The organism is Aeromonas sp. s9 (assembly GCF_040907765.1).
GTDB lineage: Bacteria > Pseudomonadota > Gammaproteobacteria > Enterobacterales > Aeromonadaceae > Aeromonas > Aeromonas caviae.
On sequence record NZ_JBFOCK010000058.1, the window covers coordinates 15,535 to 29,174 of the forward strand.

The window sequence follows — 13,640 nt, forward strand, 5'->3', positions numbered from 1 at the left end:
ACCCCGGAAATCAAGAGGACATCAAGATGGATACCCGTTCTATCTACACTGGCACCCAGGGTGCCGTGCGCGACACCAACAAGGTGCTGCGCAACACCTACATGCTGCTCTCCCTCACTCTTGGCTTCTCAGCCGTGGTAGCCGGGGTAGCAACCGTCATGAACATGCCGCCCCTGCACTGGGCCGTGTTCCTCATCGGTGTCTACGGCCTGATGTTCCTGACCGAAAAGAACCGTGACAACGGCATGGGGCTGGTGTTCACCTTCGCCCTGACCGGCCTGCTGGGCTATAGCCTCGGCCCCATCATCAACATGTACATGAACAACGGCGGCGGCGAGATCGTGATGACGGCGCTGGGCGGCACTGCGCTCACCTTCTTCGGCCTGTCTGCCTATGCCCTGACCACCAAGCGGGATCTTTCCTTCCTCGGCGGCATGCTGTTCGTCGGGTTCTGGGTACTGCTGGTAGCCATGGTCGCCAACATCTTCCTGCAGATGAGCGCCCTGAGCCTGGCCCTGTCCGCCATGTTCATGCTCTTCTCCTCCGGCGCCATCCTGCTGACCACCCAGCAGATCGTGCGCGGCGGCGAGACCAACTACATCTCTGCCACCGTCACCCTGTATGTCTCCATCTACAACATCTTCCTGAGCCTGCTGAGCCTGCTTGGCGGCAACCGCAACTGATGGATGCATAAGATGCACAAGACCCCGCTTCGGCGGGGTTTTTATTGGCGCCCATTTCTGTCAGGATAAGTTGCAAATCAAGGATATGAAGCGAAGTGGCCCTGATCCAAATCAGGGCCGTTTCGTTATCGACGGGTTATGCTGTCGCTTTCGTTTCGCTCAAGGGTTGCCTTCATCCCATGCCCATGGACTTCTCAGGTTTATTGCGCCGTCTGCTGACCGACAGCCACATCGATTTCACCTCGTTCAAGGGTGGTGCCTAGCATGCCGATGGATTTCTCCGGCCTGCTGCGCCGGCTGCTGACAGACAGCCACATCTATTTCGCCCTCAAGGTCCTGCTCGCCATCGCGGGGCTGCTCGCCTTCGCGCTGGCTACCGGTGACATCCAGCTCACCGTGCTGCTCTCCCTCGGGGTGGTGGCCGGCGCCATCGCCGAGACCGACGACAGCCTCTGGGGCAGGGTCAAGAACCTCGCCATGACCCTGCTCTGCTTCCTGTTCGCCTCATTGTGCGTGCAGTATCTCTTCCCCACTCCCTGGCTCTTTGCCATCGGGCTCGCGGGCTCCACCTTTATCTTCGTCATGGTGGGTGCCCTCGGCCAACGCTACGCCACCATCAGCTTTGGTTCCCTGCTGATTGCCATCTACACCATGCTGGGGGCCGCCAAGGCGCCGGATCTCTTCTATCAGCCGCTGGCCCTGTGCGCCGGGGCCCTCTGGTACGGCCTGGTGTCCCTGGTCTGGCTCTGGCTGCTGCCCTACAAGACCCTGCACGAGCAACTGGCCCAGAGCTACTTCGCCCTCGCCCGCTACTTGCAGGAGAAATCCCGCTTCTTCCCGGCCGACGAACACGGCGCCCAGGCCATCCGCCACAATCTGGCCCAGCTCAACATCAACCTGGTCAATGCCCTGAACCAGGCCAAGACGGCGCTCAATGCCCGTCTTCATGCCCCCGGCCGCCACGGGGTTGCCCCCGAGCTCGCGGGCCTGCTGCGCCTATACCTGCTTGCCCTGGAGATCCAGGAGCGGGCCACCTCCAGCCACTACCCCTACAGCAAGCTGGAAGCGGAGCTCAAGCAGGGCATCGTCCTCGACGGCTTCCAGGAGGTGCTGTCACAGCTTGCCGACGCCTGTCAGCAGCTTGGCTACGCCATCCTGGTGCACAAGCCCTACACCCACCACAAACGCATTCACTGGACCCTGGAGGCCCTCGGCGATCAGCTGGAGTTCACCCACCTCAAGCAGCACTACCCCAAGACCCTGCTGACACCGATGAAGTTCCTGCGTCGCAACCTAGCCAGCATCAACCAGTTGCTGCAAAGCGCCGAAGAGCTGCAAAACCCCGCCGCGCCGCCCACCAGCCTGCCTCCCCTGGCACGGCCGGTCGCCCTACCCTTGCTGGCATTGCTCAGGCAGCACCTGACCCCGAACTCCATGGTGTTTCGCCATGCCCTGCGGCTCTCCCTCGGGCTGGTAGTGGGCTATGGCATTCTGCAGGCGTTTCACCTGGACAAGGGGTACTGGATCCTGCTCACCGTATTGTTCGTCTGCCAGCCGAGCTACAGCGCCACCCGCCGTCGTCTGGTGCAGCGGATGCTCGGCACCTTCGCCGGTATCCTCATCGGCGTGCCCGTGCTCTGGTTCTTCCCCGAGCTGCACCTGCAACTGGGGATCATGGGGCTTGCCGCCTTCCTGTTTTTCACCCAGGTGCGCAGCAACTACAGCGCCGCCGTCTGCTTCATCACCCTCTACGTGCTGATGGCGTTCAACCTGCTGGATGGCATCGGCTTCGCCATCCTCGGACCCCGCTTGCTCGATACCCTGCTCGGCTGCCTGCTCTCCTACGCCCTGGTGGCCTGGCTCTGGCCCGACTGGCAATACAAGCGGTTGCCGACCCTTATCGCCAACTCCCTGTCCGCCAATGCGAAGTACCTCTCGGCGGTACTCGCCAGCCTGCATCGCCAACGGGATGAATCCCTGGACTACCGGGTGGCCCGCAAGTGTGCCCACCTCGCCGACAGCGAGCTGGCCATGGCCTGGCAGAGCATGCTGGTGGAGCCGAGCAAGCGCCGCCGCTTCCTGGATCTCTGCTTTACCCTCACCTGGCGCAACCATGCCCTGCTCTCCTATATCTCGGCGCTCGGGGCCCATCGCGACAAACTCGAGCCCATCGAGGGGCTGGAGGAGATAAGCCGCCATATCAGCCAGACCCTGGAGCAGGCCGCCGGTCACTTGGCGGGGCAGATGCCGACGCCACTCACGGGAGCCTGTCCGGCCATCGCTCCGGAGAGCAGCGAGGAGCAGCTGATGCTGAGCCAGCAGCTCTCCCTCATCAGCCAGTTGGCAGACGAGCTGTTGGTGCTGGCCAACGACGGCCAGTTGCTGACAGGTCAGGGGCGAACCTAGCCGGACATAGCCGCCGGGCCAGTCCCACCCGAGGCAGGCGCCAAGCGCCGCCCCGGTTGCCGGACGGGACGCAAGGCGCTACCATGCCCGCCCCATTGAGATAGCCTTTTCGAGGAAGCGTCATGTCCGAGCCACACCATTTGCAGTTCAACGGCCAACTCATCGAGACCGATGCCCAGGGCTATCTGCGCCACAGCGAGCAATGGAGCGAGGCGCTGGCCCTGATGCTGGCCGAGAAAGAGGGGATTGTGCTGGAGGATCCCCACTGGGAAGTAGTGCGTTTCGTACGGGCCTTCTATCTGGAGTTCAACACCTCCCCCGCCATCCGCGCCCTGGTCAAGGCGATGGAAAAGCAGTACGGCCCGGAGAAGGGCAACAGCCGCTACCTCTACAAGTTGTTCCCGGAAGGCCCTGCCAAGCAGGCCACCAAGATCGCAGGCCTCCCCAAGCCGGTGAAGTGCATCTAGTCCTCCTCGGCAGCCCGATAGCCACACTGCCTCCCCCGTGTTGGACACAAAAAAAGACCGCGCCCATGTTGCCATGAGGCGCGGTCTTTTCATTTCATCGTCCTGTCAGGGGTTGTAGGCCACCACGGAGCCGCTCAAGCCCGTCATCTGGCTGATCCGGCTCTGCATGCCCTGCAACTTGGCCTTGGAGACATCCGGCCCGATGAAGACCCGGTTGATCTGCCCCTGCACCGGAGTTCTCGGCGACGTCTGGGCCGAGTAACCCGCCGCCCTCAGCTTGCTCACCAGGGCATTGACGCTGTCTGCATTCTTGAAGGCGCCGAGCTGCAGGATCCAGCTCCCCTGAGCCGGAGCTGCTGCCGCCGGTGCCGTAGTCGGCTGGGCCATCTTGCTCGCGATGAGATCATCCATGGTCTTGATCTGGCCCGCCTGCGGCTTGGCCTCCACCGGTTTTTGCACCTCTACCGGCTTGGTTGGCACAGGCTTGGGTTTGGGTTGCTCCACCGGTTTCTTGGCGATCACTTCCGGCTTGGGCTCGGGTTTGGGCTGGGGCTTGGGTTGCGCCACGGCCTGTACCGACTGCTGCTGGGTGATGGGAGCCTGGCTGGCTCCCGCTGGATTGGCTCCCCCCTGATTGGCCAGGGTCACGGTATCGCCAATCTCCTCTACCTGCCACTGGGTCGCGGCAGAGGCCTGCTGCTGACTCGCCAGATGCTCGGCCGGCAGGGTGCTCGCCGCCGAGACCTGAAGCGCAGGCTTGGCGGGCTCGAGCTCCGGACGCAGGGGGATCTTGGCGAAGTCCTCGTCCTTTTGCTCCAGCTTGTTGCCGTCCATCAGGTCCGGCAGAAAGATGACCACCAAGGCGACCAAGATGACGGTCCCCACCAATCTGTTTTGAAACTTCGAAGCCAAGTTAATTTCCACCCATGTTACTTAGGATCCATTGCAATCTTGCACACTTCGCAAAGAACGCCTCCCCTCACGCCGGCTGGCGAAGCCGGGTCCCTCGCCACCCACTTGGCCTGAAAGGGGATTATCCAGTGCAAAACCCGGCCCGTCGTCACGTTGACGGAGCCAGGGGAGCGAACGGCTCAGACCGAGCCCAGAGCCAGTACGTCGGCGACAGTGTAAAACGAGCCGAACACAATGACCATATCGTCAGGACTCGATGCGGCCAAGGCGGCGCCGTAGGCATCCCCCACGCTGGCAAAGGTGAGCGCCGCGCCCCGGCCGCTGCCAAGGGCCGTCGCCAACTGGTCGGCCGTGGCCGCGCGCGGGCCGTGGAGGCTTGCCAGGAACCACTCGTCAATCAGACCGTCAAGCTCGGCCAGCGACCCCGCAATGTCCTTGTCCTTGAGCATGCCAACCACGGCGCGGCGCTTGCCCTTGCCGGGGCGCTGACGCAGCTGGCTGGCGAGATAGGCGGCAGAGTGGGGATTGTGGGCCACGTCGACGATGACCAGCGGCGAGGTTTGCAACTGCTGCATCCGGCCAGCCAGGCGGGCATTGGCCAGGCCGTCGCGGATGGCGGACTCTGCCAATGGCAGACCGAGGGACTCCAGCGCCGCCAGCACGGTGACCGCATTCATCAGCGGCAGGGCCGGTTTGGGCAATCCCGACCAGTGGTGCAGGCCGTGATAATCCCAGTCACCTTCATGCTCGTCACCACGAAAATCGATGCCGACCTGACGCAGGCAGGCGCCGAGGCGCGCCGCTTCGCTTGCAATGGTCGACGGCGGATTGGGCTCCCCACTGATGGCGGGTTTACCTTTGCGATAGACGCCAGCCTTCTCCACCGCCACCGCCTCCCGGGTATCCCCGAGCCAGTCGCAGTGATCCAGGGCAATGGAGGTGATCAGGGCGACGTCGGACTCCACCACATTGGTGGCATCGAGCCGCCCCCCCAGCCCCACTTCCAGCAAGAGCACATCGGGCGCGGCGCGGCGAAACAGCCACAGACCCGCCAGGGTGGCGAACTCGAAGAAGGTGAGGGCGATGTCGCCCCGGGCGGCTTCCACCTCGGTAAAGGCCGCGCAGTGATCGCCATCGTCCAGCTCCTGGCCATTGACGCGCACCCGCTCGGTAAAGCGCAGCAGATGGGGGGAGGAGTAGACACCGACCCGGTAGCCGGCGGCCATCAGGATGCTGGCCGCCATGGCGCAAGAGGAGCCCTTGCCGTTGGTGCCCGCCACCGTGATCACCTTGAACGGCAGTTCGGTGAGGCCCATGCGGCGGGCAACCGTGCCGACCCGCTCCAACCCCATGTCGATGTTGGCCGGGTGGATCTGCTCCAAATAAGAAAGCCAGTCGACCAGCGACCGGCTTTGGGATTGTTGCATGTGTGAACTCATCTTCAGTCTTCGATGACCTGAGTGTTCATCAGCTTGGCCAGCAGACCGGCCAGACGGTTGCGCATTTCGCGCCTGTCGATGATGAGATCGATGGCACCCTTCTCCAGCAGGAACTCGGAGCGCTGGAAGCCTTCCGGCAGTTTCTCGCGCACGGTCTGCTCAATGACGCGGGGGCCGGCAAAGCCGATCAGCGCCTTGGGTTCGCCTACGTTGATGTCACCCAGCATGGCCAGACTCGCGGAGACGCCACCCATGGTGGGGTCGGTCAGCACGGAGATGAAGGGCAGGCCCGCCTTGGTGAGGCGATCTAGGGCCGCACTGGTCTTGGCCATCTGCATCAGGGAGAACAGGGCTTCCTGCATCCGCGCACCACCGGAGGTGGAGAAGCAGACCAGACCGCGGCCCTCCTTGATGCTCTCCTCGACGGCGCGCACGAAGCGGGCACCGACCACGGAGGACATGGAGCCCCCGATGAAGGAGAACTCGAATGAACAGGCGACGACCGGTACCCCCTTGAGGGTCCCCTTCATCACCACCAGCGCATCCTTCTCGCCCGTCTCTTTCTGGGCGGCAGACAAACGATCCTTGTAGCGCTTGGAATCCTTGAATTTCAGGATGTCTTGCGGCTCCAGCTCGGCCGCGACTTCGCTGCGTCCCTCGGCGTCGAGGAAGCTCTCGAGACGGGCACGTGCGCTGATGCGCATATGATGGTCACACTTGGGGCACACTTCGAGATTGCGCTCCAGCTCTGCCCGGTAGAGCACCTGTTCGCAAGCAGTACACTTGGTCCACACCCCTTCCGGAATGTTGTGACGACGCGGTGTGGTGATCTTGCTCTTGGGAAGGATCTTCTCAAGCCAGCTCATGGAATTCCTTAATGCATTTGTGCCTGACAAAACACATCGAGCCTTGATTGTTCAATGACTTAACGGCTCGATGGCAATAAACGACGGATCATTAAACCACAAATTTTCGGGCCCAGTTACTAAAAACTGGTCGTACCCGGTGCCGAGTCCGGCAGCCACAGCGGGCCGAGGGGCGGCCGGGGCAACCCGAATTCGGCCGGGTAATCCACATCCACCAGATAGAGACCGCCCGCCTTGGCGGTCGGGCCCGCCAGGTTGCGATCCTTCGCCGCCAGCACCTCGGCAATCCACTCCACCGGTTGAAGCCCCTGCCCCACCAGCAGCAGGGAGCCGGTGATGTTGCGCACCATGTGATGCAGGAAGGCGTTGGCCTTGATGTCGAGCACGATGTAGGGGCCGGAACGGCTGACACACAGGTGGGTCACATTGCGCCAGGGGGTGTTGGACTGACAGGCGACAGCCCGGAAGGTGCTGAAGTCGTGCTCCCCCAGCAGGCTCTGGCCCGCCTGGTGCATCAGCGTCGCGTCTATGGTTTCGTGGTAGTGACTAACGCCACTGCCGAGGATGGCCGGGCGGTAGTTGTGGTTGTAGATGACGTAACGGTAGCGACGGGCGGTGGCGCTGAAGCGGGCATGGAAATGCTCGTCCACCTCCCTGACCCAGCGCACGGCGATGTCAGGGGGCAGGTTGGAGTTGAGCCCCAGGGTCCAGGCGCCTTCTGCGCGGTTCGACTCGGTATCGAAGTGGATCACCTGGCCGGTGGCATGCACCCCCGCATCGGTGCGACCGGCACACTGGATGGAGACGGGGTGGTTGGCGATGCGGCTGAGGGCTTTTTCCAGTTCCTCCTGGACGCTGATCACTTCGCGCTGGCGCTGCCAGCCGAAGTACCGGCTGCCGTCATATTCAATACCAAGGGCAATTCGCATGGGTAACGGTGTCTTCTGATGAAAGGATGCAGTGAAAGAAACGGGGCGGATTATACGCGCTCGGGCTCAAAAGTCCCAGACCGGGCGAGGCCGCGGTGCGGGGCCCCCAAAGAGAGAGGGCAGCCCGCGGGCTGCCCTCTCTGGTGCATGGATGACAAGGGCCTGCCTAGCCCAGGCGCTTGAGCAGCTTCTGCGCCTCGCTGCGCTGGTGCTCGCTGCCCTGGGCCACCGCCTCTTCCAGCAGCTCGCGGGCGCTCTCCTTGTCGTCGATCTCGAGGTAGGCCCGGGCCAGATCCAGCTTGGCCCCCACCCCGCCGTCATCGGCATCCACATCAAAGCCGTTGGACTCCGGCAGCACCTCGGGGAAACCGTCCAGCCCCACATCCAGAGAGAAGCCCTGATAGGGTTCCTGCTCCGTGCTGCTGGCATCGGCATCGGCCAGCAGCTTGTCGATTTCAACGAAGTCGCTGTCTTGCACCTGTTCGCGGGGTTTCACCTCCCCCTGATGGGACTCCACCTCGGCGAAGGCATCCTCGAAGTCCGCCAGGGCCAGCTCGCTGGGATCCCACTCGGACGCCGTCGGCTTGGTGGGCTCCAGCCCGAGCTCGGCCAGCATGTCGTCCACGTCGTCCTTGCCAAACCCCGTCTCGTCGATGTGCGGCGCCTTGGTGGCAAGCTCATCGTCGGTCGGCTCGCCAAACCCGGTCTCTAGATCGCTCAGATCGAAGTTGGCCAGTGTCTCGTCACGCTGGCTGCGGCTCTCCTTCTGGGCCTGGGCCAGATCCGCTTCCAGATCCGCGTCCAGCTCGGCAAACAGGGCGGCCTGCAGCTCCTCCTCGGTCATGATCTCGTCATGACCACGAGCAGAGGAGCTGGGCTCGTCGGAGAGATCGAGTTCCGGCACCACGGGCAGATCGAAGTCCCCCTCGTGGGCCAGATCCAGCTCGGGCACCAGATCCGGATCCCGGTTCGCCGTCGTCACCGCAGGCTCCACATCAAAAGCGGAGAGCGCCGTCTCGTCATCCCGGAAGATGACATCGGCGGCAGCACTGGCGCCATCTTGCTTCCTGCTCACTTCCGGCTCGTTGAGATCCGGCATGCCATGGAGGGGCTCGTCATCCGCGATGCCCACCGTCATCAGCTGATCAAACTCGCTGTTCTCGTCTCCCATGACCATGGAGGTCGACTCGGAGAGGCTCTTCTCCTGCTCTTCCAGCTCGCGGCGGGCACGAGCACGCAGCCAGAGCGTGACCAGGGCAAGCACCAGGAGCACCGGCAGCAGGATGATCATGGCGAGATTGAGCGGCGAAGAGAGCAGCTCCATCAGCCAGCTCTGTTTGGGCACCGGCGCCACCACGGGAGGCGTCGGATTGGCCTTGAGTTCCGCCACCTCTTTTTGCAGGGCGGTCTGATCCTGCAACTGGGCCTTGAGGGTCTCCACCTCTTCGGTCAGGGCTTGCAGGCGCAGCTTGAGCCTGTGGTTCATCTCGGTGACCTGGCCGAGCTGGGCGTTGGCATCTTCCAGGGCCAGCGCCATCTCGGTAGAGGGTTTGCCCACCGCAGTGGCGGGCAGGGGCGCCGGCGCCGTGCTGGCGGCGCTGCTCGCAGCAGCGCTCACCACCACGGGGGTGGAGACAGCCGCCTTGGCGGTCTCCTTCACCTCGGGGGCAGGAGCCGTCGCCTTGGGTGCCGCCGGGATCGGCGCCGCCTTGGGCGGTGTATTCTTGGCCACCACAGCCGGCTTGGCCGGAGCAGGCTTGCTCACCACCGGCTGGGCGACGTGGGATTGCTTGTTGGCCAGGTATTTGGGGCTCAGCCCCTTCCAGCTCGCGTTGTCGCTGTTGAAGCGACGGCGTGCTTCGGCATCCGTGATGCGCCCCGCCTCTGCGGCGGTGGGCAGCAGGATGTGGGAACCCACCAGAATATGGTTGATGTTGCCGTCTGCGAAGCTTCGGGGGTTCTTGTCATAGATGGCCACCATGGTCTGGTAGACACTTACCCGGTTGGACGGGCGATGCTTGCTCGCCAGACTCCAGAGGGTATCGGTGGGACGCACGGGACCATAACTGCCAGCCGACGCAGCAGGCACCTGACGCACGATGGGCTGGGCTCTGGGCGGGGTGACGGGCGCCACGGGCTGGGCCCGGGGCTCTGGTTGCACCGCGGGGGGCGGTGAGCCATCCGGTCCCTTGAGTTCGACAAAGAAGGGTTCTCGCGCCCCCTCTTCGGCCTGAACCGTGCCCAGAAGCCCCAATGCGAGTAGCGTTGCCAGCGTTATGCGGGAATGTCCCATATTCGTTCCTTCGTATGACGGCCCTATCACATTGAAAAATCTGGATAGTTACCCCAAAACAATCGGCTCAATATAAATCAGGCGCCGGTCTCAAGCCAGCGATCCGACATATTTCGCGCCCGGCGGCGACCAGAAAGCAGCCCCAGACGCGAACCAGAGTGTAGAAAAAAACCTAGTCCACCGATATCACACGGTATTCCAAAAACCGGAGAGTGGGTTCCCGGTCACATACCGGGGCCAGGGCGCCCACATCAAGGCGGGGTTCCCTCCCCGCCCGGGGCCGACATCCGGCCTCAGAGGTAGTCGCGTACCAGCAGTTCGGCAATCTGCACGCTGTTGGTCGCCGCGCCCTTACGAACGTTATCGGCCACGATCCACATATTGATACCACTCGGATGAGAAATATCCTGGCGCACCCGCCCGACCATCACATCATCCTGGCCGGTGGCATCGCGCACCGGGGTCGGGTAGTCCCCTTCATCATCAAACAGGGTGACGCCCGGGGCATTGCGCAACAGCTCCTTGACCTGCTCGGCGTCCAGCGGCTGGTGCAGCTCCACATGAACCGCCTCGGCGTGACCGTAGAAGACCGGTACCCGCACGCAGGTGGGGTTCACGGCGATGCTGGCATCCCCCAGGATCTTCTGGGTCTCCCACACCATCTTCATCTCTTCCCGGGTGTAGCCGTTGTCGGTGAAGGCATCGATCTGCGGGATCAGGTTGAAGGCGATCTGCTGCGGATAGAGGGTCGGCTCCACCGGACGGCCGTTGAGCAGGTGGGCGGTCTGGCCCGCCAGCTCGCTCACCCCTTCCTTGCCGGAGCCGGAGACGGATTGGTAGGTCGCCACGTTGATGCGACTGATGCCCACCTCGTCGTGCAGGGGCTTGAGCGCCACCAGCATCTGGATGGTAGAGCAGTTGGGGTTGGCGATGATGTTGCGGTTGCGAAAATCGGCCAGCGCGTCCGGGTTCACTTCCGGAATGACCAGGGGAATGTCCTCGTCGTAGCGGAAGCAGGAGGTGTTGTCGATGACGATACAGCCGTGCTCGGCGGCGATGGGCGCCCATTTGGCCGAGACCTCGGCACCGGCGGAGAAGAGTGCGATCTCCACCTGGCTCCAGTCAAAGGCCTCCACATCAAGGATGTCGACGTTCTTGCCGCCAAAGCGCACCGTGTCCCCAGCGCTGCGACTGGAGGCGAGCGGATAGAGGGTCGCTACCGGGAAGGCGCGCTCCTCCAGGATCTCGATCATGGCCTGACCCACGGCGCCGCTGGCACCCAATACCGCTACGTTGAATTGCTGATTCACTGATCTGTTCTCCTGTGATGCGGCCCATCGGGGCCGGGCATGAGGGCCCCGGCTGGCACGCGTATCGGTTTGATGACAGGCCCGCCATGATGCCGGGCCGGGGGGAAGCGCCGCCTGGGCAAGCCCTTCCCCTTGTTGAAATCGGGTTTATTGCTCCGAGACGGCAAAGCCCAGTCGGGCCAATCTGTCGTCGGCGAAGGGCCCTTTCAGTTGCAGGGCGCCAAGTTCGCGCCGCTCGGGGTAGCGCTTGCGCTGCTCATCGAAGCTGCCGGGCAGCCCGATCCGGTTGCGAAAACGGGCGTCGTCCCGGCGCACGTCATAAACAAGGTGGACAAGCTGCTTGATGAGCGCCTGATCCGCCGGCTGCCCCGGCGTCAGCTCGCGCACCTCTGGGGCAGGCAGCAGGGATTGCAGATCCTGGCGCGGGGTGCGCCCCAGTTGCCGGCACAGCGCCTCATAGAGCATCCAGGTGCCACGGGCCTTGCCTTCCAGGCTGTAACCGGCGATGTGCGGGGTGGCCAGCTCGGTATGGGGCACCAGTTCATTGAGGGGCTCCGGCTCTCCTTCCCACACGTCCATCACCAGTCGCAGGGGATGGGGTCCCTGCTGGCGGACAAGCAGGGCCCGGTTGTCCCACACCTCGCCGCGGGAGGCGTTGATGAGGATCTGCCCGGCCGGACGCTCGGCGATCTCCTCGGCTCCCAGCAGGTGGAAGGTGGCCTCATCCCCTTCACGAAGATAGGGGACATGGAAGCTGACGATGTCGGCATCCAGGGCAGTACGGTAATCCACGAAGTCGCCAGCGGCGCCGCTGCGGGCCAGAGGCGGGTCGCAGCGCAGCACCTTCATCCCGAGCGCCTCGGCCTTGCCGGCCACGCTCTCGCCGGTGTTGCCGGCGCCGATGACGGCGAGGCTCATCTCGCTCAAGGTCAGCTCATGGCGTTCCGCCAGAACCAGCAGGGCGGAGAGCACGTAGTCCCCCACCGACACCTTGTTGCAGCCGGGGGCGCTGAAGAAGGGGATGCCCCGCGCCGCCAGCAGCCCCTGATCGATGTGATCCGTACCGATGGTGGCCGTGCCGACAAACCCCAGCCTGGGGCAACTCGCCAGGAGCGCTTCGTTGACCCGGGTCACGGAGCGCACCAGCAGCACATCCGCCTCTTGCAGATCCGCGGCCTTTATTTCTCGTCCCGGCAGGGGAACCACTTCACCAAATTCCGCAAACAGCTCCACCGCATGGGGCATATTTTCATCAACGACGATCTTCATCGGCACGCATCTCGTCCACAAGGGCCACAGGCGCGCCATTCTAGCCCAAACGCGACGGATTTTCAGAGGCTTGTTGGCAGACCGCTCTGCGGCCATCGCCTTCCGGCCTCAGGTGCGGGCACGATGCCCGGCAGCATCATATGTAACAGCCTGTTGCCCTCGCCCCCTTCGCCTTGACCAGAGCAACCTGACTGGCACAATGACGCCTCTTTTTAGCCGCTCGCGCCACCGAACCGGACCCCTTGATGCCGACTCACTCCTCTTCGTTGCCACGCCGCAAGGTGCTTCATTTCAATGCCCTCCTGCTCCTTCCCCTGCTGCTGCTCGTCTGCCTGCCCTGGCAGCCGTTCATGACCCAGGCCCTGCAATCGGGCTGGCTATGGTGGCCCTACGCCCTCACCCGCATGGTGGACTTGCCGGGGCTGGTCTTCACCATTGCCGCCCTGCTGCTGCTCACAAGACACAAGCTGACGCTGGACGGTCGCGCCTTATTGGCGCTGGCTGGCGCCCTCTTTGCCGTGCTGGCGAGCGACTGGGTCATCAAGAGCCTCATCAAGCTGCTGACCGAGGAGCCCAGGCCCTACCTCATCTGGCTGGAGAGCCAGGAGCTGATCCCCGCCATCCGCCAGTTCTATGGAGGAAGCCAGGCCCTTCGCAGTGAACAGGTCCACGCCGCGACCCAGTTGCTGGCGCTGCCCGCCTGGCTCGGCCAGCACTGGCAGGCAGAGGTCAACTATGCCTTTCCCTCCGGTCACAGCATCGCCGCCATGAGCCTCGCCCAGTTCTTCGGCCTGATCTGGCTGGCCCGGGCCCCCGCCGGGGCCTGGCTGCTGCCACTCTGGGCCATCGGGATTGGCCTCTCGCGCACCCTTATCGGCATGCACTGGCCCCTGGATGTGCTGGCAAGCGCCCTGCTTGGCAGCCTCACCGCCCTCATGGCCGCCCGCTGGTGGTTGCGCCACTACTGACCTCCAATAAAAAAGGCTATGTCCCAATTACGTGTTGCATGGGGCGCCCCAGCGCCTCATGCAAGCAACGTGGCACATTCACTTCCCGCCCGTAGCGC

11 protein-coding genes are annotated in these 13,640 nt (G+C 63.7%); 4 read left to right on the top strand and 7 right to left on the bottom strand.

Annotated features, from left to right (window positions below):
- The first annotated feature begins 26 nt into the window (after positions 1-26).
- The 3 genes from AB5Y54_RS10945 to AB5Y54_RS10955 all read left to right on the top strand — a co-directional run bounded on the left by AB5Y54_RS10945 (position 27) and on the right by AB5Y54_RS10955 (position 3,556).
- Complete coding sequence (locus AB5Y54_RS10945) at positions 27-683, top strand: Bax inhibitor-1/YccA family protein (RefSeq protein ID WP_010675134.1); 657 nt, start codon at positions 27-29, stop codon at positions 681-683.
- Between the two features lie 264 nt (positions 684-947).
- Complete coding sequence (gene yccS / locus AB5Y54_RS10950) at positions 948-3,089, top strand: YccS family putative transporter (RefSeq protein ID WP_124813457.1); 2,142 nt, start codon at positions 948-950, stop codon at positions 3,087-3,089.
- Positions 3,090-3,211: 122 nt separating this feature from the next.
- Entirely contained in the window at positions 3,212-3,556 is a 345-nt protein-coding gene (locus AB5Y54_RS10955; RefSeq protein ID WP_052814563.1) for a TusE/DsrC/DsvC family sulfur relay protein, read from the top strand.
- Between the two features lie 105 nt (positions 3,557-3,661).
- Here the strand turns inward: AB5Y54_RS10955 and dedD are convergent, their stop codons facing one another.
- The 7 genes from dedD to AB5Y54_RS10990 form a co-directional block, all read right to left on the bottom strand.
- Positions 3,662-4,468: a cell division protein DedD gene (gene dedD / locus AB5Y54_RS10960; protein WP_124813456.1), complete on the bottom strand. Its 807-nt coding sequence runs from the start codon at positions 4,466-4,468 to the stop codon at positions 3,662-3,664.
- Between the two features lie 179 nt (positions 4,469-4,647).
- Positions 4,648-5,907 (bottom strand): bifunctional tetrahydrofolate synthase/dihydrofolate synthase, encoded by a 1,260-nt coding sequence (gene folC / locus AB5Y54_RS10965; RefSeq protein ID WP_368153743.1) that lies wholly within the window; start codon positions 5,905-5,907, stop codon positions 4,648-4,650.
- 2 nt (positions 5,908-5,909) lie between these two features.
- Positions 5,910-6,773, bottom strand: a complete 864-nt coding sequence (accD, locus tag AB5Y54_RS10970) for an acetyl-CoA carboxylase, carboxyltransferase subunit beta (RefSeq protein WP_010675139.1) — start codon at positions 6,771-6,773, stop codon at positions 5,910-5,912.
- 119 nt (positions 6,774-6,892) lie between these two features.
- Entirely contained in the window at positions 6,893-7,702 is an 810-nt protein-coding gene (gene truA, locus AB5Y54_RS10975) for a tRNA pseudouridine(38-40) synthase TruA (protein ID WP_048207918.1), read from the bottom strand.
- Between the two features lie 166 nt (positions 7,703-7,868).
- Complete coding sequence (locus tag AB5Y54_RS10980; protein WP_119197593.1) at positions 7,869-9,995, bottom strand: FimV/HubP family polar landmark protein; 2,127 nt, start codon at positions 9,993-9,995, stop codon at positions 7,869-7,871.
- A 293-nt stretch (positions 9,996-10,288) separates the two neighbouring features.
- Entirely contained in the window at positions 10,289-11,305 is a 1,017-nt protein-coding gene (locus AB5Y54_RS10985; protein WP_368153746.1) for an aspartate-semialdehyde dehydrogenase, read from the bottom strand.
- Between the two features lie 147 nt (positions 11,306-11,452).
- Entirely contained in the window at positions 11,453-12,574 is a 1,122-nt protein-coding gene (locus AB5Y54_RS10990) for a 4-phosphoerythronate dehydrogenase (protein ID WP_103858298.1), read from the bottom strand.
- A 245-nt stretch (positions 12,575-12,819) separates the two neighbouring features.
- On the opposite strand from AB5Y54_RS10990, the gene AB5Y54_RS10995 reads away from it, so the two are divergent.
- On the top strand, positions 12,820-13,542 hold the full coding sequence (locus AB5Y54_RS10995) for a phosphatase PAP2 family protein (RefSeq protein ID WP_368153748.1): 723 nt from the start codon (positions 12,820-12,822) through the stop codon (positions 13,540-13,542).
- Positions 13,543-13,640 lie beyond the last annotated feature (98 nt).

Bases quoted from the DNA above. Each gene is read 5' to 3' on its own strand.
- AB5Y54_RS10945 (WP_010675134.1), top strand. From the start codon at position 27: ATGGATACCCGTTCTATCTACACTGGCACCCAGGGTGCCGTGCGCGAC.
- yccS (WP_124813457.1), top strand. From the start codon at position 948: ATGCCGATGGATTTCTCCGGCCTGCTGCGCCGGCTGCTGACAGACAGC.
- AB5Y54_RS10955 (WP_052814563.1), top strand. From the start codon at position 3,212: ATGTCCGAGCCACACCATTTGCAGTTCAACGGCCAACTCATCGAGACC.
- folC (WP_368153743.1), bottom strand. From the start codon at position 5,907: ATGAGTTCACACATGCAACAATCCCAAAGCCGGTCGCTGGTCGACTGG.
- accD (WP_010675139.1), bottom strand. From the start codon at position 6,773: ATGAGCTGGCTTGAGAAGATCCTTCCCAAGAGCAAGATCACCACACCG.
- truA (WP_048207918.1), bottom strand. From the start codon at position 7,702: ATGCGAATTGCCCTTGGTATTGAATATGACGGCAGCCGGTACTTCGGC.
- AB5Y54_RS10980 (WP_119197593.1), bottom strand. From the start codon at position 9,995: ATGGGACATTCCCGCATAACGCTGGCAACGCTACTCGCATTGGGGCTT.
- AB5Y54_RS10990 (WP_103858298.1), bottom strand. From the start codon at position 12,574: ATGAAGATCGTCGTTGATGAAAATATGCCCCATGCGGTGGAGCTGTTT.
- AB5Y54_RS10995 (WP_368153748.1), top strand. From the start codon at position 12,820: ATGCCGACTCACTCCTCTTCGTTGCCACGCCGCAAGGTGCTTCATTTC.